16 protein-coding genes are annotated in these 23,238 nt (G+C 44.0%); 4 read left to right on the top strand and 12 right to left on the bottom strand.

Annotation, left to right across the window (positions count from 1 at the left end; all coding sequences use genetic code 11):
• Position 1: 1 nt before the first annotated feature.
• The 4 genes from K5620_RS05395 to K5620_RS05380 form a co-directional block, all read right to left on the bottom strand.
• On the bottom strand, positions 2–370 hold the full coding sequence (locus tag K5620_RS05395) for a DUF4810 domain-containing protein (protein ID WP_016400933.1): 369 nt from the start codon (positions 368–370) through the stop codon (positions 2–4).
• Positions 370–696 (bottom strand): hypothetical protein, encoded by a 327-nt coding sequence (locus tag K5620_RS05390; RefSeq protein ID WP_016400932.1) that lies wholly within the window; start codon positions 694–696, stop codon positions 370–372. The genes K5620_RS05395 and K5620_RS05390 overlap by 1 nt, the downstream gene beginning before the upstream one ends.
• A complete protein-coding gene (locus K5620_RS05385; protein ID WP_016400931.1) occupies positions 696–1,670 on the bottom strand; it encodes a CsgG/HfaB family protein in 975 nt (324 codons plus the stop codon). The genes K5620_RS05390 and K5620_RS05385 overlap by 1 nt, the downstream gene beginning before the upstream one ends.
• 211 nt (positions 1,671–1,881) lie before the next feature.
• Positions 1,882–2,241 (bottom strand): MmcQ/YjbR family DNA-binding protein, encoded by a 360-nt coding sequence (locus tag K5620_RS05380; RefSeq protein ID WP_016400930.1) that lies wholly within the window; start codon positions 2,239–2,241, stop codon positions 1,882–1,884.
• A gap of 131 nt (positions 2,242–2,372) precedes the next feature.
• On the opposite strand from K5620_RS05380, the gene K5620_RS05375 reads away from it, so the two are divergent.
• On the top strand, positions 2,373–3,272 hold the full coding sequence (locus K5620_RS05375) for an HAD-IIA family hydrolase (protein ID WP_016400929.1): 900 nt from the start codon (positions 2,373–2,375) through the stop codon (positions 3,270–3,272).
• A 49-nt stretch (positions 3,273–3,321) separates the two neighbouring features.
• Here K5620_RS05375 and K5620_RS05370 read toward each other — a convergent pair whose 3' ends face one another.
• The 5 genes from K5620_RS05370 to K5620_RS05350 all read right to left on the bottom strand — a co-directional run bounded on the left by K5620_RS05370 (position 3,322) and on the right by K5620_RS05350 (position 16,422).
• Positions 3,322–3,723, bottom strand: a complete 402-nt coding sequence (locus K5620_RS05370) for a hypothetical protein (RefSeq protein WP_016400928.1) — start codon at positions 3,721–3,723, stop codon at positions 3,322–3,324.
• A 351-nt stretch (positions 3,724–4,074) separates the two neighbouring features.
• Positions 4,075–9,468 carry a response regulator gene (locus K5620_RS05365; RefSeq protein WP_016400927.1) on the bottom strand — a complete coding sequence of 1,798 codons (5,394 nt, stop codon included), beginning with the start codon at positions 9,466–9,468 and terminating at the stop codon, positions 4,075–4,077.
• A 216-nt stretch (positions 9,469–9,684) separates the two neighbouring features.
• Positions 9,685–12,504, bottom strand: coding sequence for a glycosyl hydrolase family 8 (locus K5620_RS05360; protein ID WP_016400926.1), 2,820 nt, complete (start codon positions 12,502–12,504; stop codon positions 9,685–9,687).
• A gap of 335 nt (positions 12,505–12,839) precedes the next feature.
• A complete protein-coding gene (locus tag K5620_RS05355; RefSeq protein WP_016400925.1) occupies positions 12,840–15,395 on the bottom strand; it encodes a glycosyl hydrolase family 8 in 2,556 nt (851 codons plus the stop codon).
• Between the two features lie 316 nt (positions 15,396–15,711).
• Positions 15,712–16,422: a pirin family protein gene (locus K5620_RS05350; RefSeq protein ID WP_016400924.1), complete on the bottom strand. Its 711-nt coding sequence runs from the start codon at positions 16,420–16,422 to the stop codon at positions 15,712–15,714.
• 343 nt (positions 16,423–16,765) lie between these two features.
• Between K5620_RS05350 and rsgA the strand changes: the two genes are divergently transcribed.
• From rsgA to K5620_RS05335, 3 genes are all read left to right on the top strand, one after another.
• Positions 16,766–17,821, top strand: coding sequence for a ribosome small subunit-dependent GTPase A (gene rsgA / locus K5620_RS05345; RefSeq protein ID WP_016400923.1), 1,056 nt, complete (start codon positions 16,766–16,768; stop codon positions 17,819–17,821).
• A 151-nt stretch (positions 17,822–17,972) separates the two neighbouring features.
• On the top strand, positions 17,973–19,385 hold the full coding sequence (locus K5620_RS05340; RefSeq protein ID WP_016400922.1) for an AGE family epimerase/isomerase: 1,413 nt from the start codon (positions 17,973–17,975) through the stop codon (positions 19,383–19,385).
• Between the two features lie 229 nt (positions 19,386–19,614).
• Positions 19,615–20,520 carry an SMP-30/gluconolactonase/LRE family protein gene (locus K5620_RS05335; RefSeq protein WP_016400920.1) on the top strand — a complete coding sequence of 302 codons (906 nt, stop codon included), beginning with the start codon at positions 19,615–19,617 and terminating at the stop codon, positions 20,518–20,520.
• A 59-nt stretch (positions 20,521–20,579) separates the two neighbouring features.
• Here the strand turns inward: K5620_RS05335 and K5620_RS05330 are convergent, their stop codons facing one another.
• From K5620_RS05330 to K5620_RS05320, 3 genes are all read right to left on the bottom strand, one after another.
• Positions 20,580–20,825 (bottom strand): HP1242/YdcH family protein, encoded by a 246-nt coding sequence (locus K5620_RS05330; RefSeq protein WP_016400919.1) that lies wholly within the window; start codon positions 20,823–20,825, stop codon positions 20,580–20,582.
• Between the two features lie 142 nt (positions 20,826–20,967).
• Positions 20,968–21,813 (bottom strand): enoyl-CoA hydratase/isomerase family protein, encoded by an 846-nt coding sequence (locus K5620_RS05325; protein WP_016400918.1) that lies wholly within the window; start codon positions 21,811–21,813, stop codon positions 20,968–20,970.
• A gap of 426 nt (positions 21,814–22,239) precedes the next feature.
• Positions 22,240–23,115: a radical SAM protein gene (locus tag K5620_RS05320; protein WP_016400917.1), complete on the bottom strand. Its 876-nt coding sequence runs from the start codon at positions 23,113–23,115 to the stop codon at positions 22,240–22,242.
• Positions 23,116–23,238: the final 123 nt, after the last annotated feature.

Here is a 23,238-nt window from a genome sequence, read left to right as displayed (position 1 = left end):
TTTAGTTTTTCTCTTCTGTATCAGTTTGTCTTTCTAAGTTTTGAACAATAGCATCCATCAACGCTTTACTCTCCGGCCAAGTCGAAGCTTCTTTTTTATAATAAGTAATTGCGTTTTCAATATCGCCCGTCTTTAATTTAAACGTTCCAACCTCCGCATAAAGGCCAGGAGCAGGTGTTTGACTATTACTTTCAAGCTGGACAATGTGAGCTTCAACCAACTCAGGAAAACTAGCAGCTTCCACTGGATCATAGTAGTACTCATATATACCTTCATCATACCCTCCCCAATCATATAAGGTCGTTTGTGTAGATGCGCAGCCAGCAAGAATTGTTGTAATCAAAATCACGCCTAGTTTAAGAAACTTCATTAGTTAACAACCACCTGTTTAGTTACTCCATCACCTAGGTAAATCTTTTCTTTAAGGATCACCTCTTCATTTCTTTTTAGCTCAATAACATGGGAACCCGGCAATAGTCGCAGCGCTGCTGAGTCCGCCTTATAATCGGAAGCCAATCCAGATTCCAAACCATCAACCCACACTCTATACTCGCTAAGAACAACATTATCCGACGCAGCAATAAAAGATAACTGCGGACGGTTGTCAACAGTTGTGCTCGTAGTAGTAGGCATTTGAACACAACCAGCTAAACCAAGAAAACTAAACAATAAAACAAATACGGTAGCTTTCATCATTACTTTATCTCCATGATATCAACAGTAGTAATATCTAAATTATCAATCGAGCCTTCAACGACCTCTGCTATTGCACCCTCATTGGTTTCGCTTTCTCCGAATAATTGAATAACTTTAATGGCCCCAATTTTCTTACCTGGGAGCGTTACTAGGAACCCTGTTTGCTTAGACTTTATTTCCTTGCCTTTTGTAACAATGCTGAACTCCATGTCTTCACGAACCCCCTGGCTTTTACCGCCGCTGACATAAACTAAGCCATCTTCAATCGCTAAAATATCTGTTTTCCAAGGCCTTTTTTGAATTTGAGCAGTCAATTTATTTACGGCGTCAGAGATTGCATTTGAGATAGCTAAATCATTGAGTGTTCCATCATAGGAAGCTTTAGAGCCAAAACCTGCAACTGAAGCTGATTCGGTAGAAGCTTGGCCGGCACCAGAAAGTGAGTGATAGACATGACCTGTTTTCGAATCAACTAAGCGTAAGTCAACTTTCGCGTGAGCAACTTGAGTCTTTGTAGAAGATAAGAACCCCGACTCGCCCTCTGTTTTTCTGCCAAATTCAGTTAAAGAGCCAATAATCAGCGTATCAACGCCGATTAATTCAATACTTTCACCTGTGAGTTCTGCTTCATCCTTTAAACGTTCGATGTCGGGGCGTTCAAATACCAAATAACTACCTGATTCTGTTAAAGCCTTTGACAACATATCAGTTACTTGCTTACCTAACACATCACCCTTTGAGTCTCTCAGCAAACTCTTACCATAAATGGTTTCATTAGTTATACGACCTAATGCCACTTTCCTTTTAAGTAAAGGCTGTGCAGGCTTAGCCAAAGTTTGGTTTTGAGCTTCAAGCTGCTGCTGTTGAGAATTCTGATTCTCTTTAGATTCAACTTGCGGGGATTGAGTAGAACATGCAGAAAGAAATAGCAAGCCGATAACAGGTAAACCTATTCGGTAATGTACACTTTTCATAGAAACATCCAGTTTGTTAAGTAATTCGAGAATATATCACAGAGTAAATAAACAGAAATAACTAAACACCTAAAGACAAGTAATAATTTTATTTTTAACAAATAAATTCGAAAAATTGAGAATAAAAATCGAAGCCACCCCGATTATTAACAAATAAATAACATGTGAAAGAATTTCAGTGTGACTAATAAAATCGACATCATGTAAACATTCATTTTAAACCCAGTTCTTTCTGTAGTTTTTTGGTTAGGCCAAGAGAAACAATGCGATGAGATTCAGTGAGGTAGTATATAAGTTGCTCATCAAAAGCCGGCTCACTTTGATATAACTGGATCCACTTCATACCACGCGAGGCCATATAGGGAGCAGGCCGATAACCCGGTTCTTCACGGAGAAACTCAAAATTGAGTTCTGAGGTTTTAAATGTAAACGCCGGCTGATTAAGTTTTTCCCATCCGCCAATCGCAAACACTTTTCCACCAACTTTCCAAACATGAGCGTTGCCCCATTGCACAATGTAAGTGCTGGCAGCTAAATCACCACAAAACTGGTTAAATTGTTGGTAATCCACGGCTTTACTCCTTGCGTCGAATCGGCTTTACAAACCATCTTAGTTGTTCAGCATACAACAGCTAAGTTTGGTATTTAATTCTTTGCTAAAACCTGCCAAAGTAGCGCTCTATTTTTTGCTGAGGTTTTTCCATGTTTTACAGCCCATCTGAGGCATTTGACGCCTATTTAAGCATTCCTGAGCGTATGCCTAAAAATGTTCCGGTAGAGAAGTGTCAAACCATTAACAACATTACGGATATCGTAGACGATGTTGATGTTTTCTTATTTGATGCCTACGGCGTACTAAACGTTGGTGGAACAGCGATAGATGGGGCTAAGCAGCAAATCGATAAGTTACGACAAGCTGGCAAAGTAGTAATGGTAGTCACCAATGCCGCAACCCAAAACAAGCAGCAACTGTTCGACAAGTTTGTTCGACTTGGTTTTGATTTTAGTGACCAAGAGATCGTAAACAGCCGAGAAGTATTACTGCAATACATGGATTTACACAGCAACTCACGCTTAGGGGTAATCACCCTCCCTGAGTTTCGCTTAGATATTCAACGCCCTTGTTTATACCCAGAGGACCAAGAGTTTTGGCAAGCCGAAGAGTTTTTATTTTTAAGTGGGCAGGCTTGGAACGAAAGCTTGCAACAGCGTTTTATTACCGAGCTTAATCACAACCCTCGCAGAGTGTGGGTGGGCAACTCTGACCTAATTGCGCCCCTGGAAGATGGTGTATCACAAGAGCCGGGTAGTTTTACCCTTACCCTGCCTAAAGAGCTGTACCCTAACGTTCGTTGTTTTGGTAAACCTTATGCGCCAATATTTGAAGAAGCACTCAGCCGAATAAAACAAAGCTATGGTGGAGTAAATCCGCAGCGCATAGCGATGATTGGCGATACTCTGCATACCGATATACTGGGTGGCAATGCGATGGGTTTTAAAACCGTACTGGTCACACAACACGGCTTTTTGCGTGGTTTAGATGTTGCAGAGCATATAGCTAAAAGCCAAATTACCCCGCACTATCAGTTAGCCTCTATCTAAGTCTTACTGCCCGTGAGAGCGAATTGGCTAAACGGGCCTTACTCTCAACTTAGTGAACAGTAGCCTCAGCTTGAGTAAGAAAAGCCTGCAAGGTTTGGCATTTTTGCTGACGCTGTTGGCTATCAAGTTGGCCCCACTCCTGCTCCGCAACGTGAACTAGGTTAGACACCACCGAATCCATCGGTTTATCCTGCTGTTGAGCCATAGCGGCAACTTCTTCTCGTCCTAATTTAATTGCTTCTTGATTACCCAATCGCCAGGCTTGAAAATCACCGGTTAAGCTTTTGTTTCCAGGTTTTGCTGCGCAAAGGCCACTTAGTGAATGATAAATAATCGACTGAGCAAATAATTGCTGATTAGATGACACCGAAGCTTGTGGAAATGCTGCCGCTGGCAAACTCACTAGCACACTAAGCGTTGCGACAACACTGAGGCAAAATGGCTTAATCATTGGTTTATCCTTTTCCAAATGCGATTTACTAGGGGCTGTTTATCTTTCGAGCTGATTTTTGCAGCTGTTTGTGGACTATTTATACAAGGCAGAAGCTTTGATGTGTAGTGAGCCTACATGAGAAGCTGATAACGCAGTAGAAATAAGCCACAAACGCTGCCCGAAGGGTTCGGCTAAAATCGTTTTATGCTTTGTTAAGGCCTGTTTACTTAGAATGCTAGGCTACACACTCCTTGCCGCGCCTAAAACGATTTTTTCACGAACAAAATTTAATCGCGAAAGATAAACAGCCCCTAGCCTAAGCGAATAATCGAGCGCTTGCAGCAGAAACACTGGTTCTCATGATATGCATCAACTGAGAAGTGACTTTAAGCTCTGCAACTGCTCACTCGCAGCTTCAAAGTCATACTCAGCTGCGGCCTTGTTAATGCCCAACAATTGCTTTTTCACCTCGGGCGGAAAAGCAAGCTCTGCTAGTTCATCGATTCGCTCTACTGCATCAACGTCGCACTCTTCCAACTGTGCTTCTAGGGTGCTCAGTTCAGCCTTAAGTTGCTGCAGATTATTTTGTTGTTGGCTATCGTCTTCAGCTATCTCATGAGTAGTGCCTTTAGGCAATAACAAGTCTATTTCTTGAAAGACCAGCTCTAGCAAAGTACTTACATCTGACAATAAAGACTGGATCCGTTCGTGACTATTTTTATAACTGTTGCTGCCCTCTGCCGACAAGATACTGGCAGCAACTGCTTCAAGTTCGGCAGCTGCAGCTTGCAATGAAAGCGCTCCAATATTCCCAGCGTTGCCTTTTAGAGTATGTATTAAACGAGTAGCTAATACCCAGTCTGATTCACCGCAAGCTTGCTCAAACTGTTCCGCAAAACTGCGCTGGTTAATACTAAATTTATTCAGCAGTTTGAAGTATAAGTTGGCGTTGCCATTACACGTTGCTAAACCAGCAGCCTGATCGATAATTTCGGGGTTTAAGCCTTCGGTAATCCCCGAAGGCACTGGTTCTTCCTGCGCACTAACAGGTGCTGTTTGTTGCAAACCAGAAGCGCTAATCCACTCGGCCATGGTGTTTATCATAGCCTCAACATCTATCGGTTTGCTGATGTAATCGTTCATGCCAGCGCTTATCACTCGCTCTCTATCGCCACTCATGGCGTTCGCGGTCATGGCGATAATCACCAGTTCTAAATCAAACTCTCGGATCTTTTGGGTGGCAGTGTAGCCATCCATAACCGGCATTTGGATATCCATCAATACCCCATCAAAAGCACTTTGATGTAGCTTCTCTATAGCTAACTTGCCGTTTTCTGCTAACTCGCAACTTACCCCTATGCTGTTAAGTAGCTCTATGGCTAAGTCTTGATTTAACTCGTTATCTTCCACCAACAGCACATGTGCGCCCTGCAACTTTTGTTTAGCTAAAGTAAGTTTGTCGCTAAGTTTGGCTAGTGGCGTATACAAGGCAACATCGCGCCCACTTACTTCAGCTATAGCGTTAAAGACTTCCGAAGCCGTAATCGGTTTAGCTAAATATGCACTAACGCCAGCATCTTCACTTTGCGCTTTAAAGCGGGCATGGTCATACGCCGACACCATAATAAATTTAACCGGATGACTGCCAGCTTCTTGGCGAATTGCTTCACAAGTGGCCACGCCGTCCATATCTGGCATGTTCCAATCAACAATGGCTACGTCAAATTTGTTAGGATGTTTAGCCACTAAGGCCTGCGCTTCTGAGCCAGCATGTACCACGCTAACTTCTGGGCTAAAAGACGACACGATAGAGGCCATAATTTCAGCCGCACTTTCATTATCATCCACCACTAAAATGCACATATTTTCTAAGCTAGTTGGGCTAATTGCACTGCGCATGGCAGGCCGTTCATGGTTTAGCTTAAACCATGCAGTAAACAAGAACTCGGTGCCCTCACCCAAGGCGCTCTCTAGCCAAATCTCACCTTCCATTAGCTCAACTAATCGCTTACAAATAGTTAAACCTAAGCCGGTTCCGCCGTATTGACGGGTGGTAGAGGCATCTGCCTGAGTGAATGATTGAAACAGTTTTTGTTGTTGCTCGGGCGAGATACCAATGCCGGTGTCGCGCACCGAAAACTGCAATTTGGCACGGTTAGTTTGCTGTTCCAATAATTTAACTGAGAAAGCAATTTCGCCCTGCTCTGTAAACTTAATCGCATTGCTGGCCAAATTAGTGAATATTTGCCCTAAGCGAAGCGGATCGCCCATTAGGTTATGCGGCACCGAAGGCTCGACCACTGTGAGCACCTCAACCCCTTTATCTTGAGCCTTTAATTCGATTAAGTTGAGCTGGTTTTGCAAGATATCTTGAATGCTAATATCTAAGCATTCCATGTCTAGTTTGCCAGCTTCAATTTTCGAGAAATCGAGAATATCGTTAATGATCCCAAGCAACGAAGCCGCAGCATGAGAAACTTTATTTAGATAACCGCGAGTTTTGCGGTCCAGCTCCGCATTTAGCGCCAAGTGAGTCATGCCAATAATGGCATTCATTGGGGTACGAATCTCATGGCTCATATTAGCCAAGAAATCAGATTTAGCTTTGTTGGCATTGTCGGCTTCATCAATGGCCAAGCTCAGCTGATTATTCAGATCTTTAAGCTCACTAATGTCGTAACACCAAAACAATACCGCGGGTTGGTCTTTAAACTGGGTATTTAAGTAGTTAGCCGAGCCGATAAATTGGCTACCATCGGTGCGTTTAAAACTCATTTCAACATTGGCAACTTCCTCTCCCAAGGCCAATTTTCTGTAGCATTCATCGCGCTGGCTAATATCACAATAAATATTGGTAACTTGAAAATCATCTAGTTCGTTTGCAGCCACACCAAACATGTCACGGCAGGTTTTATTAGAAAAAACGGTTTTATTATTTTGTACAATGGCCACCCCAATAGGCGCAGCATTGAGCATATCGAACAGCAGCTGCTCACGTTGTTGGATTTTTTGCTCTGCTAACTCTCTGGCTTTGATATGTGAGGCCAGCTTTCGGTTCCAAAACAGCGTTAAAAATATTAATACCAAGGCACCCATAGAAATTTGAGTAACCAAGCCGTAGTCTACTTTTTCAACCAGTTTGTTAGGTACCCAGCTTAAAGTAATGTCATCACTTTGCTGTTGGGTTACGGCATCAATCGCTTTATTAATGATGCTATGTAACAAAGGCTCTGACTTAATCACAAACAACGTAGATACAATCTCTCGGTCAAAGTCAGCCGCGATTGCCATCTGGCTGTAACCGCGCGTTTGAATCAGGTAGTTAAGCACCAACAAGCTATCGACCATGCCGTGATATTCACCATCGGCCACAGCGATAAACCCTTGCTCGGTGTTCTCTGGGTATTGCCAGTCAATATCGGGATAACGATTAACAATACTGCGGGTTTGCGAAGCTCCTTTTATAATGCCTATTTTCTTACCCGCCAACTGCTCAGCTGAACCAAAAAAGCCATCTCGCTCTAAACCCATGTAGGCCAACTCGCTTTCCACCAAAGGCAGCGCAGGGTGATAATCTAACTCTAACCACTTATTATTAAGTGCCGCAGATACTAGCTTTACCTCGCGATTTTGAATCAACTTAAGAGAATCTTGCCAACTCTCGACAGGCACTGGTTTAAGCGTTAAACCCGTGCTCACACTTAATAGCTGCAAATAATCAGCCACTATCCCAATGTAGTTGCCACCTTCATCGAAGGCTTCATAAGGTAAGGCAGAAGGATCAACAGCTACCGCAACTTCAGGATTGTCGGCCATCCAGGCTAATTCTTCTTTGGTGAAATTTATTTGCTGACCAGATAATTGATGGCGCTCGTAACTGTCTCTTAGATCGGCTGTTTGCTCTTCGTTTAATAAAGTAAATCGACTGATATTTGGAATGCTGGGGCTACCAATTTGCGAGGAGCTTGTAGCCTCAAAATACAGAATAACCTCTCCGACTTTATCGGGGTTGTTGTTATGCACAAAGTAGCTCTCTTTAGACAGCTTACTCAGGTGGCTAATTTGCAGCACGTCAACCTCTTTTAGTTGACCGTCTATTTCTTGAGCTTTAAATATCACCTTAGGTGGGGAGTCGGAGCTAACAACAATGGCTTTTATATTCGAGTTTTTCTGAAAAACACCCACGATATGTTTAATGATTTTAAGGTCATCATTGAAAATATGTGGCGCAAGCAGATCACTCAACAAACTGGCGCGCTTTATTTGATTGCTAAAGTCTGACTTGGCGTATAAGTCGTTCAATTTGGAGTAATCAGTACTTTGCTTAAACTCCTGTAAAGCTTGATTAAAGATGTCACGATAATAATCATTTCTAAAAGCAACGGCGTAACCCACGTCGGCTTGCTCAAAAATGTCGTGAACCACAAAATCACTCTGCAGTAAGGCCGTTAATCCCGAATGTTTTATCGTCCATTCCAGTAAGCTTTGGTCTGCAATAACCACTTGAGCATTGCCAGAAAAAAACTGCTCCAAGGATTGCTCTTGAACACCATATTCTTGATAGCTCGATGATACCTTAGCAACGCCGGCTAAGGGCTTACCTAGCACCTCAGATGCGCCCTCAAAAGCCGTTACGCTAAACTCAGCAAGCTGAGAGACCTTAGTAATATTTAGCTGGTCGGTTTTACGGGTTAATGCCACATTGTGAAACTGCACAATGTTATCGGAATAAAATAGCTCACCATCTTCTTTTGCCACTAAGCCAGCTGAAAAATCTAAGCTTTGATCCTCACTTAATATTTCATGAGCCCGCACAGTAGGAATTTGTTCTATATCTCCTAACTGATAACCAATAGAGGATAAGACTTCGCGAACAATTTCCAGCTCTAGGCCCACTTCAGAACTTTGATCATACATGTAGGGGGGGCGGCCAAAACCAAATGCTCCCGGCAGCAACTGCTGAGACGAACTGTCTGTTAACCAACGCCCACGAATTTTGTTGCGGGTGGCGATGTCTATTTTTTTGATTGATTTGTCGATGATGGATAGCAATACAGGAGAGTGTTTAGCCAAGCCCATATGAATAGGAATGTTTTTCCGCCCCAACACCACAGAGTTATTTTTAATGTTGCTTAAACGCAACTTGTTTTTGATATACAGCGCGGAACTCAGCTCGGCAATAGCTGCGTAGGCTTCACCGTCGGCCACTGCTTGTAACGTATGCGATAGCTCAGGATAGGTTTTAAACTTCAGCTGGGGAAAGTTTGTTTTTAACCAATTTACTTGCTCAAACCCTTCAACAATGGCAACCACTTTTCCGGCTAAATCATCAACACTGGCAATAGTAGGAACGTCGCTTTGGGTAAAGACATATTCGGTGTGTAGCAAAAATGGATGCGAGTAATTAACAAAGTCTTGTTTGGCTGAGTCTAAGTACATCATTGGAATCAACGAGAACTCGCCGCTTTTTAGGCCCTGCAACATGTCTTTCCATTGCATACCCAATTTGTAATCGAAACGAAGCCCAGAAATTTCTTCAATAACATCAAGGTACGAGCGAGTCACTCCATCAAAATCACCTTGAAGGTTTATAAATGCATAGGGGTAGAAGTTTGCATCGGGGGCCACCGATACAACCGTATTCTCAGCAATCCATTGTTTTTCTTGTTGAGTAAACTCTTCAACTTGAGATTGAGACCAAGCGTTAACAGTTAGCAGTAAACTTAATATCGCTCCAATTGCAGCGGTGATTCGGCTCAGCATATTCCTTTATCCAAGTCTGATGTGTAATTTCAACGGGCATTTAAGCTGATGATTTACTGCAAGAAGTGGAGAGCTACTTGGCTTAAATGCTCACTAAAAGAGTAGTCTATTACTTGGAAGCTGCCGAATAGAAAGTGAGATTTGCGACGATACAATTCACATTAATGATAAGTATAGAAATATGGCAGCTGACGCTGCCATATCAGTCAATATCGTTTAGTTTGCGGGAGAGATTTTAATCCAATTTAGATTAAAGTTACCCTGCAAAACATTAAAACGAAGGGTTTGGGCACCACCGCTTAGCGCTATGTTGGTTTTGTTCTGGCTCACCCAGTTTTGCCAACCACCGGTAGCCGCCACGTCACTAGCCGAGACTACAGTTTGACCATCGGCCTCTAAGCTATAACGCCCGCCACCTGGATTAGAAGCTACTCTAAACTCGATGTTATAGCTGCCTGCAGGCAAATTAACCGAATACTCGAGCCACTCCCCTGCTGCGGTCCAACCAAGGTTATAACCGCCACCTACATCGGAAGTGATTTGTAAATCTACATCGTCACTACGGTAACTGCCACCCGCATTGCCACTAGTGGTATCGTAATATTGGCTATAGTCTTCTGCTTGAATGAGCACTTCACTAGGTGTGCTCGGATTACCCCCACCAGTGCTGCCGCTATATAGCTGGTACCAATCGAGCAAGGTATCGTTTTGCCCAACATCGGTTTCTAATACAAATTTAAGTGAGCTTGCTGCACTAGTTAAACTAAAACCAATCGTTTGCTCGGTTCTGCTGGTACCAATAAAGCTAGCTGTCCCTACTTTTACATTGTCGGCATAAACACTAATACCCGCAGCTGTGTTATTGCTGGATGAGCCATTAATCACCAAGCTATAGTCGCCTGCTGCTAAGTTACTGCTGCTAACCGTTACCGCTTCACCATTTCCGTAAAGAATAACGCCAGCGTATGGTGACGTAATAGGTTGGCGATAAGACGGTGTAATCACCCCAGTTTCCAACTCAACTTGCTCAAGTAATTCTCCCTCTGTAGGCGGTGTGCCTCCATTATCATTAGCTGTAACAGTTATAGTCACCGTTGCGCTAGCGCTGGCTTGGCCATCACTAATGGTGTAACTAAAACTATCGCTGCCAACAAAACCACTGTTAGGGGAATAATTTAACGAATCACCAACTTGGCTAACGCTGCCGTTGCCCGCTTGGGTATAACTGGTAATAGATAAAGCATCACCGTCGGCATCGCTATCATTTTGCAGTACCGCAATGCTTACTGCGGTATCCTCGGTGGTCGTGCTGCTGTCGTTATTGGCGTTTGGAGGGTTATTCCCACCAGATGGTGGAGGGGTAACTACATCACACTCACCCGCTGGACAAATAATTCGATAGTTGCCACTTAGTGCCAACATGCCAAACATATACAAGGTACCGTCGTAGTAGCGGTATTTGCCGCTAGGTACAGGAGTATCCCAAAAAGCTTGAATAAACTCCCATGAACGTTGGTTGTTAGAGGCCAAACTCGCCATAGCATTCATGGCTACTAAGCCTGGGGAATGATCAGAATTGTTTTGATAAGGCGTTCCATCTAATTCATACAAACTCGCGTAAGAATCGATACCTTCACTCTTAAAGAAGCTCTGCAGACTATTTACGTAGGTAGTTTGCCAAGGGTCGGCTTGCCACCAAGCGAAGTCCATTGCTGCGTTGCCCACGGTGCGCCAAGCATCGTATTGGAAGGTATCTTTCCAGTTTTGGAAATCACCATGTGGCGTGCCATCAAAATAAGCATAATCGGGGCTTAAACCGTTAGCAGGGTTAACCGTTGTTTTTAAGAAGGCTCGACTGGTGACCGCTAAATCAGCCCAAAACGTATTATTATTGTCGGCCCATCGCGCCCACAACTCATAAAATGCTGGCAGATGGTATGAAGGATCGGTCCAGTTTCTGTCGGTTGGTGTAGCCGGAGAAAACACTATTTGTTTTTCCGCATGGTTGAACAAACTAAATTCTTCTAACTGACCTTGATTGTTGTAACGTGTCTCGCCGTTACCATACATGTCTTTTAAGATTTGATTCGCTTGCGCGCTGTAGTTGAAAATACCGCTGCCATCTCCCCAAAGGTGAGAGGCAAAAAATAAGGCGGTTACAAAATACTCTTCACCATCGGGGGCCGGATTCGCATCTTGAATATTGCCTGAAGTGCTCACCTTCCAAGCAAAGTAACCTTTGTTATTGCCCGATTTGTTGAGCGAATAGGTGTGCGCCCACTTCCACAACTTGTTAAAGTCATCCTGACGGCCCATTTGTACTGCCATCATCATGCCGTACGACATGCCTTCACTACGCACATCGTTGTTGCCCACATCCCAGATATAGGCCATGTCGTTGCCAACCGGAATAAAAATCGCTTGGTTAGTCGTATCACTGCTATGGAATAGCTGGTCGTAGACCGCTTGTACTTTGGCATCTACTTCCGCTTTGGAGTAACCAAGCTCTTGGAACATGTTGCGATATACACCGGTGTCATAAGCACCTGCGCTAGGTAAAACGGGTGCATCAGGCAGCGGTGCAATGTCACCGACTCGGTGTAACTCATACCAGTCGAGAAAGGTGTCATTACTTCCGTTATCGGTTTCTAGCCTGAATTGAAGATTAGCCGAACTTGGCTGAGTATCGAGCTTAAAATTGATGCTATTTACTGAGGCACTCGTCCCCGAAAACTCTGTAGCACCGATCTTTTGGCCGCCGAGATAGACGCTAATACCAGCGGCATTATTGGCACTACTTGCTCCTCGAATATCAAGGCGAAACTCACCCGGAACATTTGATATTTGAGCCGATGTTTCAAGCCCATCATTATTGGCATAAGCAGCTACACCATTAAATGGGCTGTCAATTAGCCCCGAATAACCAGGCAGTAAACTGCCATTTTCCATTTCGAATTTTTGTAGTACTTCGGCCGAACATATTGGAGATAACATTCCAATACTTAACAGCGTTAATACTGTTCTTTTAAAGATCATTCCTTTTATCCTCATCTATGCAATAACGCAGTTCAGCCATCGAATATTATTTGGTTTTTAAACGATTAGATCGCTCATATTAGTATTGGTAACTAGAGCAAAGGCTGAATGCAGCATAAACCATAGCATCGCTCAAAGATTATCCAAGGCAGAATGGAAGTGATCATGAAAGAGAAAAGAAATAACGTACAAATTTCATACAGAAATGTGAACAAGGTTAACAAAAAGTTAACGTTAACATCCACAAAATTATGATAAGGATTTTTGCATTAAGGCGCTAAAAACCAAAGAGAGGCTAATGCCTCTCTTAAATTGTTTTGCTTTAATCAATTAGCTTAATTACAGCTTGAGCCACCAAGTGTGACTACTTCAGCTGGTGTGTTTACTGTGCCTTTAGAGCCTTGTAAACCAAAGGTCACCGATTGCCCAGGTTGAATGGTCGAGTTCCAAGATAACGAGCTAGCCACATAAGGCTGACTGCCTGTTAGCGTGCTATTCCAGCTGCTAGTAACGGAAGATCCGTCACTGTATGCCCAGCTCACTTGCCAGCCATTTATCGCGGTTGTGCCTTGGTTGCTAATAGTAATACTGGCCACAAAGCCACTATTCCAATCATTATCTACCGTGTAGCTACACACCGCGCCGCCAGGGCCATTATCTGAGTTGCTAACATCAATACTTACGCTATAAACATCACTAGCACCCTTACCATCGCTTACCGTTAAGCTTGCTTGATAAGTACCAGCAGCACTGTAACTGTGGCTAGCTGTAGCCCCTGTGGCGCCATTATTATCACCAAAGTTCCATGCATAACTCAGCGCATCACCGTCTACATCGTTGGCGCAACTAGCGTCAAAATCGATTGACTGACCAACTGTTGCCGCGTCGATGCTCACAGTAAAACAGGCACTAGGGGGATTATTCACCGTAGTGTCTGTTACCGTAACAGACACAGTAGCACTTGCTTCTAGTTGCCCATCGCTAATGGTATAGCTAAAGCTATCGCTGCCCGAGTAATTGCTATTTGGAGAGTAACTTAAACCATCACCTACTTGGCTAACACTGCCGTTGCTTGCTTGAGTGAAACTCACAATGCTAATGGCATCGCCATCAGGATCACTGTCATTTTGCAAAACACTAACCACTAGCGGCGTATCTTGAGCAGTTGTGACGCTGTCATTTACCGCCACCGGAGATCTATTCTCGGTAGGTGGAACAACCGCATCACATTCTCCAGCTGGGCAATAAATCTGATAGTTACCACTTAATGCCAGCATGCCAAACATATATAAGGTGCCATCGTAATAACGCCACTGACCACTAGGTACAGGAGTATCCCAAAGGGCTTGCACAAACTCCCAAGCTTGTTGATCGTTAGCCGCTAAGCTAGCTAAAGCATTCATGGCCACTAAACCAGGAGAGTGGTCACTATTGTTTTGATAAGGCGTACCATTAAGCTCATACAGGCTTGAGTAAGAATCTATTCCTTCGCTCTTAAAGAAGGCTTGCAAGCTATTTACATATTGAGTTTGCCAGGGATCCTTTTGCCACCACGCAAAGTCCATTGCGGCATTGCCAACGGTGCGCCAAGCATCATATTGGAAGGTGGTTTTCCAAGCTTGAAACTCGCCATGCGGAGTGCCGTCAAAATAAGCATAATCAGGGCTTAAACCATTGGCTGGGTTAACGGTGGTTTTCAAAAATGCGCGGCTGGTAGTAGCAATGTCCGCCCAAAATTGATTGTTGTTATTCGCCCAACGCGCCCACAACTCATAGAATGCAGGGAGATGGTAGGAAGGGTCTGTCCAGTTTCTGTCGGAAGGTGTGGCTGGCGAGAACACAATTTGTTTTTCATTGTGATCAAACAGACTAATTTCTTCTAACTGACCTTGATTGTTGTAACGCATCTCGCCGTTACCGTACATATCATCAAGGATCTGATTAGCCTGCGCGCTGTAATTGTAAATACCTGTGCCATCACCCCAACGGTGAGAAGCAAAAAACAAAGCTGTGGCAAAGTATTCTTCACCATCGGGCGCTGGGTAGGCATCTTGTACGTCACCGGCGGTGCTTACCTTCCAAGCAAAGTAGCCTTTGTTAACACCCGATTTGTTTAGTGAGTAAGTGTGCGCCCATTTCCAAAGCTTGTTGAAGTCGTCTTGGCGGTTCATTTGCACCGCCATCATCAAGCCATAAGACATGCCCTCACTACGCACATCGTTGTTGCCTACATCCCAGATGTAGGCCATATCATCACCCACCGGAATAAATATCGCTTTATTGGCGGTATCAGTACTATGGAATAGCTGGTCATATACCGCTTGAACACGTGCTTCAACCTCAGCTTTTGAGTAACCTAGCTCGGCAAACATATTGCGGTATACGCCGGTATTGTATGCCCCATCACTTGGCAATACTGGCGCCGCAGGCAAGGCAGCTATATCGCCTACGCGATGCAGCTCAAACCAATCTAAATAGGTATCGTTACTGCCATCATCGGTTTCTAATTTAAACGAAAGGCTCGAATTAAGCGGCATCGAGTCTAGTTTAAAACTAAAGCTACCAAGCGATGCAGCAGTGCCCACAAACTCTGTTGCACCAATTTTTTTATCATCAAGGTAAACACTAATACCCGCTGCATTATTGGCGCTACTTGCGCCGCTTATATCTAACCGAAACTGGCCGGGTGTATTACTAATTTGCGCTGTTGCTTGCACGCCATCATTGTTTGCATAAGCTGCAACACCGTTAAACGGACTATCAATTGCGCTTGAGTAACCGGGTAACAAACTTCCATTTTCCAGCTCAAATTTTTGTAGTAACTCTGCTGAACTTAATGGCGACCATAGCGCTAGGCTCAATAAAGCCAGCACGGGTTTATTTGAGATCATTCCATTTATCCTCTTACATAGTTGGCCCTGAGTGGCAGGTGTTGGCTAAGGCTATGAACACCCCTCACCTAACAGCTCAAGTAATTGTTTGTTGTTTGCTGTAGTTGCTTTTATATGCAGCGCAACCATAGCAGTAAGAGGAAAAAGCCCAAGTTAAAATGCAATCTATCATTATGAGTGATGAAAAATTGTACGTTCTTATGTTTTTTTTGTGAACAAGATAAACAAATGTTAACGCTAACACCGCCTATACATAAGGATTTAACTAAAAAATAGATATTACTTAATGGATAATAAAATCTGCCAATTACGCGGTTCAGGCACTGGGCAAATCAAACCAAAGCGCTTCTAGGGCGTAGCTTTCCGTTTTTATGCTTAAGGCTTCTTCACCTGATACACCTACCCCATCGCCGGGTCGAACCGTATAAGCACTGCCAGAAGCTTGCTGCAAGTTTGCTGCACCGCTTACCACATGCAAATAGCCACACGCTTTCATCACTTCTAATTCAAATTGGCTATTCGGCTTAAGTGCAAGGCGATAGAGAGCAGCGTCTTGATTCATAATTAGCGAACCATCGCGGCCATCAGGAGTGACAAGTGGGGTTAGTAATTCCCCTTGGCTAATCCGCGCTTGCTGATAGGCAGGAGCCAAACCCGTTTGCTGCGGTTTAATCCAAATTTGCAAAAACTCTAAGTCATCAACATCAGAGCAATTAAACTCGGAATGGCTAAGCCCAGTGCCTGCACTCATGACTTGAATATCACCGGCAGGAACTTGATAACGATTACCCATGCTATCTTTATGCTCAACGGCACCATGGGTTACGTAGGAAATGATTTCCATGTCTTTGTGCTGATGGGTGTCAAAGCCCTTACTGGGCGCAACACTATCTTGATTAATAACTCGCAATACTGAATACCCCATGTGTTTGGGGTCGTAATAATTGGCAAAGGAAAAACTGTGCTGGCTTTTAAGCCAACCTAAATCAACAGTTCCGCGTTCACGTGCGGGTCGAAAATAATGCATACCCTACTCCACTTCTCTTGCTCGTGTTAGTAATTAAGCTTTAATAAGCTATACGCAGTTATTCATAAGATCGTTTTAAACAGTGTGGCTGTTAAGCCTTAAAGATCCAAGACCTGATTTGTCTCAATAGTTATTCAAGTAATTGTGGGGTTCGCTCACATCATTTGCTATTATTTAGCCGATTTTTAGTCAATAGCGAGGATACAAAATGATTGTAATCACACCTTCTCGGGCTCAGGAACAAGCGTAACTCTGTTACTCCTGCTCAGCCCGGTTATTACCGGGGCGTAACAACGACCCCTATATTCTTTTTATAGCACAACTGTGCTTGGGGTAATCTCAAATGGGTATTTCTTTTTCTCTATCTCAACTTGGATGGAAACCCTTTTTTCAACAACAACTTAATTTAGACGAACTAAGTTCGTACACTGCTGCGCGCGTATTTGAACAGCACCGCAGTGAATATTTGGTCGCCAGTGAACTTGGCTTACAACGCATCACCATTCACCCCAATATGCCTAAAATGGCCGTAGGTGACTGGTTATTGTTAGAGCAAGCCAATACTCCCGAGGCTAAATTTGTAAAGCAACTCGAACCCGCTACCTTATTTAGCCGTAAGGCAGTAGGTACCCGTGCTGAACTACAGCTAATTGCCGCCAATGTAGACACGGTATTTATCGTATGTTCATTGAACAATAACTTTAATCTAAGCCGTATTGAACGTTATTTGGCCTTAGCTAATGAAGCAAAAGTAGACCCAGTGGTGGTGCTAACTAAAGCCGATACTTGTAACGACGTACCCAGCTTTATCCAGCAAGTACAAAAGCTTGATCCCATGTTAATGGTTGAAGCAGTCAACTCGCTGGATGCCAACGAGGTGGCCAAACTTAACCCTTGGTGTAAGCAGGGCCAAACGGTTGCCTTTATGGGCTCTTCTGGGGTGGGTAAATCTACCCTTATTAATACGCTGTTAGGTGAACAAACTAGCCAAACAGGGGAAATTAGAGAAGCCGATAGTAAAGGCAGGCACACAACCACGGCGCGCTCAATGCATCTAATGGAGAACGGCGGCTTACTGCTAGACACTCCCGGTATGCGTGAGCTACAACTCAGCGATTGTGAAGAAGGGGTAAATGCCACCTTCAACGATATTACTGAGCTCGCCGAGCAATGTAAGTTCGCCGATTGCCAACACAACAGTGAGCCCGGCTGCCAAGTGCAGCAAGCCATAAGCCAGGGCTTATTAGATGAAAGGCGCTTAGTTAACTACCACAAACTAATGCGTGAGCAACAGTTTAACGCCGCCAGCGTAGCTGAGCGACGAGCCTCCGATAGAGACTTAGGCAAGTTTTATCGACGTGTTCAAAACAGTGTTAAGCAGTTGAAACAACGCGGGTAAACCTTATAGGCGATAGCGCATTGCTATCGCCTATCTTTCAACCATCCTATCTATCAATAAGTCACCTAAAACTGTGTACTAACACTGATTTTTTCTATCAATGCTCAGATAAACTCTTAAGCGATGGCGTTTTAGCTTGAGGAAATAGACTGTGAAACGAGTATTACTCAGTGTGTGTTTAATTGCTAACGGCAATGCCCAAGCGGGCGATTTGCAAATCCCTTCTGCCCAACGCTGGCTTGATAGCGTAGAAAACGAGCTGGCTCCTTTTTGGTTACACCAAGATGCTCATGGCTCTCCGATGGGTAACTTTCCAACTTTTCGTTGTAACGACGGCTCAGCTTTTACTCAAGCTAGCCCCTGTTATGAACTCAACGCAGCTCCCAGCTGGATGAAACCCCATTTAGGAGAAAGCTACACCCGCATGCAGGCTAGGCACACCTTTGTTTACGGAGTGATCTTTCACCTCACCGGTGATAAACAGGCCTTGCAACTCGCCAAGGCTGGCGTTGACTATTTGCGCACGCATTTATTAGAAGAGCAAGGCTCGGTAGTGAGTGTGACCGAAAACGGACAATCAAAATTTTCAGCTAAACAACGTACCACTCAAGACCTTGCCTACGCTCAATTAGGCATGGCCTTTTACTACTACTTAACTGGCGATAAAGCAGTACTCAATGACTTACTAAAAGTTAAAGATTACATATTTGATAAATATTGGGACGAGCAACAACAGCGCTTGCGCTGGGTAAATGCGGCATCCACCAACGGTACTGGAGAAGAAGTTGAGCTTGTGGCGCAACTCGACCAAATAAACGCCTATATGTTGCTAATATCGCCATTACTACCAGAACCTCACAAAAGCCAGTGGGATAATGATCTTTCTAAACTGCTTAACACCATCACGCAGCAGTTTTTGCGCCCCGATGATTTTCGTTTTTGGGGAACCAAGCATGGCGATAATTACCAACCGGACTCTGCTCGGCATAATGATTTTGGTCACACGGCTAAATCTTGGTGGATGAGTTGGTTAGCCGCCGAGTATTTAGGCCAACAGCAACTTGTTAGCCAAAGCAAACAAGGCCTTCAGGCCACCTTGCAAGCCGCCTTTATTGAACAAGGCGAAGGCGGATGGCGTCGCCTGCCCAATGGCGCTCCAGCTATTTGGTGGGAATATGCAGAACTAGACCAAGCAGCGGCAAGCCTAGCTTTAGTCGAACCTAAGGCTAAACGTTACCTAGCCAATACCTATCCACAATGGTTTGAACGTTTTATCGCCGAAGATGGCGGCACCTATCCGGTTGCCAATCAGGGGCTCAAAATTCATCTTTGGAAAAGTGATTACCACGCGCTCGAGCATGCACTCGTCGCCTATCTCACTAGCGCTCAACTAAATGGCGAAAGTGCCCGTTTATACTTTGCCATGCCTGCAGAACAAGCCGCTTTACGCCAACCATATTTTTATCAAGCTAAAACAAGCCAAGCTAGAGCCTTTGATAACTGGCAGGGTTTAGCCATTAGCCAAGTTAACTACCAAGATATTGGCATTAAGCGAGCGAAATAAGCTGTTAAAGCACTTGGCCGGCTATAGCTGTTCGGCCAAGTGTTTAAAGCGCTTTTAATAATAACGCCCTCTTCTACAAGCACCTCTTAACTCCACCTGTTCTTAACTCACAAAGATGCTGAAACCCGATGAAACAAAACATCCCCAAGCTACGAAGTGTTACCATCGATAAGGGTTTAATGAGATGAGATAATCCCATTCAGTGGGCATGTTTAGCAAAGGAACAAGAATGTCGAAGCAATATACTGTGGAATGTATTTGGCCAGCCGAAGCACGTTTGGGCGAAGGCGTAGTATGGATAGAGCAAGAGCAAGCGCTCTATTGGGTAGACATTCTTAAAGAAACTTTACACCGCTATCAGCCAAGTTCAGGAGAGCAACAAAGCTGGTCGCAAAAGCCAATGATTAGCGCAGTTTTACCGACCCAGATACCCGGAGAAAGCACCACCTTTGTCGCCACCTATGCCGACGGCGTTAAACTGTTACGCGACGGAACAGTTTATCCTTTACTAGACCCAGAACCTCAGTTACCAGACAACCGCCTTAATGATGCCTGGGTTGCCCCAAATGGTGATCTTTGGTTAGGTTCAATGGATTGCCAAATTAAGCAAGACTCAGGAAAGTTCTACCGCTTAACGCCAGCGCTTAGCCTTAGCTCATTAAGTGAGCAATACTGGGTCACCAATGGCCCAACCTTCTGTGATAAACAGGGCTACGGATATTTTGTAGATACCGAAAACTTTACCATTCTTCGTAGCAAGTTGACTGATGATGGTGATGCATCAACATTAGAGCCTTGGCTGGAGATTGACCGCAGCTTTGGCAACCCCGACGGAATCACTATCGACGCAGAGCAACACATTTGGGTAGCCCATTATAACGGTGCTCGAGTAAGCCGCTATACGCCAGAGGGAAAACTCGAACGGCAGATTGCCATTCCAGCACTTAATGTCACTAAATGTGCCTTTGGCGGACCAAACTTAAGCACCTTATATGTAGTGAGCGCTCGTGAAGGCATGAGTGACCAACAACTGCGCGATTATCCGCTAAGTGGCGGCGTTTTTGCCATAGAACTTGATGATATTAAAGGTATAACAACACCAGCGTTTGCTATCAAAGAATATCCAGCGCCTTAAACAACTAATCACAGCAGTAGGCTCAAGCGCTAAGGCTTGAGCCTATGAACTATTTGCTCTTACTGTTCCGTTTCCACTTGCAAGATCCGCTGATAAAGCGAGTCTTTTAGCAAGGAGCGATCGTGCTTCAACTGGTGCATAGCTTGATCGTCAATCTGTGAATTGCTGAGTTCTAACTCTCTAATTTTATTGTCTAAGTTTTCGTAGTGCTGAGCATCTTTAGCAAAATTTTCGTCGCTGTTAACTAAGCTTAAAATACTTGCTTTAGACTTGGGAAATTCGTGCAGTAAATGAATGGCTTTCACCTAGCATAGTGAACCTCTTATTTTGTTGATTGGGGTGAATAAACTATTCGCTTTAGCGCTTGGCTTGATGAGCTATAGAAATAAGAAAGCTCCGCGTTTCTCTTTCGAGTTAAAACCGTAGGAGCTTTCTTGTTAGCTTGTTCTAGTTAATATCTTGAACATTCATAACTAACTGTTCCCAGTTACGTTGGTTCTCGATATCGTGCTCTAAGCCCTGCTCGTCGGCGATTTGGAAACGCTTAACAGCAGGTGTTTTACTAGTCGCTTGGTATAGCCAATATGCTTCTGCTTTAAGCGCTTCATCTATCGGTTTATCGATTGACTCGTACACCATCTGCTTACAAGCGTTAATTGATTCTGCAGGGAATTTAGATATACGTTGCGCGAGCGCATCAACATAAGGGCCAATTTCATCGGGTTCTAAGGCCTTATTAATGGTGCCGTAAGCTTCAGCTTCGTCGGCGCTAAAATCACGTGCGCTTAATACAATTTCTAAAGCGCGGCCCAAACCTACTTGGCGAGCCATACGCGAAGCACCTCCGCCGCATGGCAAGATGCCCATGCCCACTTCCATTTGCATGAATTTGTATTTGCCGCGTGCAGCAAAGCGCATATCACAAGCTAAGGCAAACTCATGACCGCCGCCACGGGCAAAGCCTTCGAGTTTAGCAATGGTCGCTTGAGGCAGCTTACTAATGCGCTCAAGCACTGCTTGTAAGTCGAGTAGTTTTGCGTCTTCGCGAGATACCGCCTCAGTCGACATATCTTTAAGCAAGTCCGTATCATAATGACATACCCAAATTTCTGGATTTGCCGATTGAAATACCACCACTTTTACGCTGCGATCGCGTTCTAAACGCAGCGCCAAACCATTTAGGTCAGCTAGCATCTCCTGACCTTGTACGTTAACCGTTCCAAAATCAAACGTGACATATAAAATCGCGTCATCTTGTTTTGCGCTAAATGTTGTGTAGCCTTGGTAAGCCATATTCAGTTCCTTCCATTTTATGATTGTTTCGTTATCAGCCCGTGGATAACTAACTACAAAGTATTCCTAGCTCATTGTTTAAACAATCAAAGAAAAAACGAAACTAAATAAAGAAAAGATTAACAATATAAGCCATTGAATTTAATGATCAATATAGAGGTTAAACATAAGAGAAACCTAATTAATGAATGGCTACAGCAGGTCGAAAAGTGTTTCTAACCTGAACACAAAAAATGCAGTTCATCACTACAAACCGAAACTCGCTTAATAAGAAAAACCTTGAGAAATAACAGGTGGTGGTGATTGGCAAACTAGCATTAAAAAGTTACTTTAAGCTTTATTTAAACCAATAAAAAAAGCGGCTCTAGTACAGCCGCTTATTAACTTGATATTGAATGTTTTTAGATTAAATCTCTGGGCAACTTTCTACCATGCATAGGTCTCAATCGCATTTTTCTTCGCCATTGGATTATGCGCGATATGCTGATTAATATTCTGCAAGAAAGATTGGCGAACCTCGGGCCAAACCCCGCGCATAGATGCTATGTTGTTGCCATGGTCACCCCAGTAATAACACGGAAAATCATCCATGTTTTCCAGCAAGTACTTTTCCTCTTCTAAAATCTGTAGCGGTGTGGGCAGAGCAAACTCTCCCCGATGTAGCTCCCGCTCCAACTCGCTACCCGGTTGAATAGCAAGCGCCATTGGCGCAATCGCATCTGGACGCATAATATTAAGCAAACTAGTGGTGTTTTTAGCATGCTCAACAGAACGCTCTTTGCCACCAAGACCAAAAATAAACGAGGCAAGCACTTGAATATTTGCTTCACGCGCCATCTCCATACCTTTAATTGCATGCTCACGTGTCATGCCCTTTTTAATCCGCTCCAGCACAATAGGATCGCCAGACTCTAATCCAGAATAAGCAGTAGTAAGCCCCGCCGAACGCAGTTCTTTTAGCTCCGACATACTCTTACGACGAAAATCATTAAAGCCCGAATACAGCGCCAAGTGCTTTAGCTCAGGAAAGGTCACTTTTATTTTATCTAGGATCTTTAACAGCTTGTCGGTGCGCATCGCCATTACATTACCGTCGATAAGAAATATTGACTCGACCTTGCGATGTAACAATCTCGCTTCATCAATGTCTTTAAAGATCGCCTCAAGCTCACGCACTTTAAAACGTTTGTCGTCGAACATAGTACAGAAGGTACACTGGTTATTGCTGCAACCTAGCGTGGTTTGAATAAGTACACTCTTGGCTTCCATCCAAGGACGATAGATTTTACCTTCATAATGCATATTAGGCTCCTCAACCTAGGGCGTTTATTGCCGAGAAGTCTACTGCTATGTCTGAGCAGGGATAAGAAAGTGAAACGCATAATCAGTGTTAATAAAAATTTAATAATGCAGCTAAGGTAAGGT

It is taken from the genome of Agarivorans albus (assembly GCF_019670105.1).
GTDB classification, from domain to species: Bacteria; Pseudomonadota; Gammaproteobacteria; order Enterobacterales; family Celerinatantimonadaceae; genus Agarivorans; species Agarivorans albus.
The sequence above is the reverse complement of the archived record's forward strand: the minus strand, read 5'-3'. Positions and strand labels throughout refer to the sequence as shown.

Excerpts from the sequence above, each read along its gene's own strand:
- K5620_RS05385 (WP_016400931.1), bottom strand. The coding sequence starts at position 1,670 with ATGAAAAGTGTACATTACCGAATAGGTTTACCTGTTATCGGCTTGCTA.
- K5620_RS05365 (WP_016400927.1), bottom strand. The coding sequence starts at position 9,468 with ATGCTGAGCCGAATCACCGCTGCAATTGGAGCGATATTAAGTTTACTG.
- K5620_RS05360 (WP_016400926.1), bottom strand. The coding sequence starts at position 12,504 with ATGATCTTTAAAAGAACAGTATTAACGCTGTTAAGTATTGGAATGTTA.
- K5620_RS05325 (WP_016400918.1), bottom strand. The coding sequence starts at position 21,813 with ATGGCTTACCAAGGCTACACAACATTTAGCGCAAAACAAGATGACGCG.
- rsgA (WP_016400923.1), top strand. The coding sequence starts at position 16,766 with ATGGGTATTTCTTTTTCTCTATCTCAACTTGGATGGAAACCCTTTTTT.
- K5620_RS05355 (WP_016400925.1), bottom strand. The coding sequence starts at position 15,395 with ATGATCTCAAATAAACCCGTGCTGGCTTTATTGAGCCTAGCGCTATGG.
- K5620_RS05370 (WP_016400928.1), bottom strand. The coding sequence starts at position 3,723 with ATGATTAAGCCATTTTGCCTCAGTGTTGTCGCAACGCTTAGTGTGCTA.
- K5620_RS05375 (WP_016400929.1), top strand. The coding sequence starts at position 2,373 with ATGTTTTACAGCCCATCTGAGGCATTTGACGCCTATTTAAGCATTCCT.
- K5620_RS05390 (WP_016400932.1), bottom strand. The coding sequence starts at position 696 with ATGATGAAAGCTACCGTATTTGTTTTATTGTTTAGTTTTCTTGGTTTA.
- K5620_RS05320 (WP_016400917.1), bottom strand. The coding sequence starts at position 23,115 with ATGCATTATGAAGGTAAAATCTATCGTCCTTGGATGGAAGCCAAGAGT.
- K5620_RS05395 (WP_016400933.1), bottom strand. The coding sequence starts at position 370 with ATGAAGTTTCTTAAACTAGGCGTGATTTTGATTACAACAATTCTTGCT.
- K5620_RS05335 (WP_016400920.1), top strand. The coding sequence starts at position 19,615 with ATGTCGAAGCAATATACTGTGGAATGTATTTGGCCAGCCGAAGCACGT.
- K5620_RS05350 (WP_016400924.1), bottom strand. The coding sequence starts at position 16,422 with ATGCATTATTTTCGACCCGCACGTGAACGCGGAACTGTTGATTTAGGT.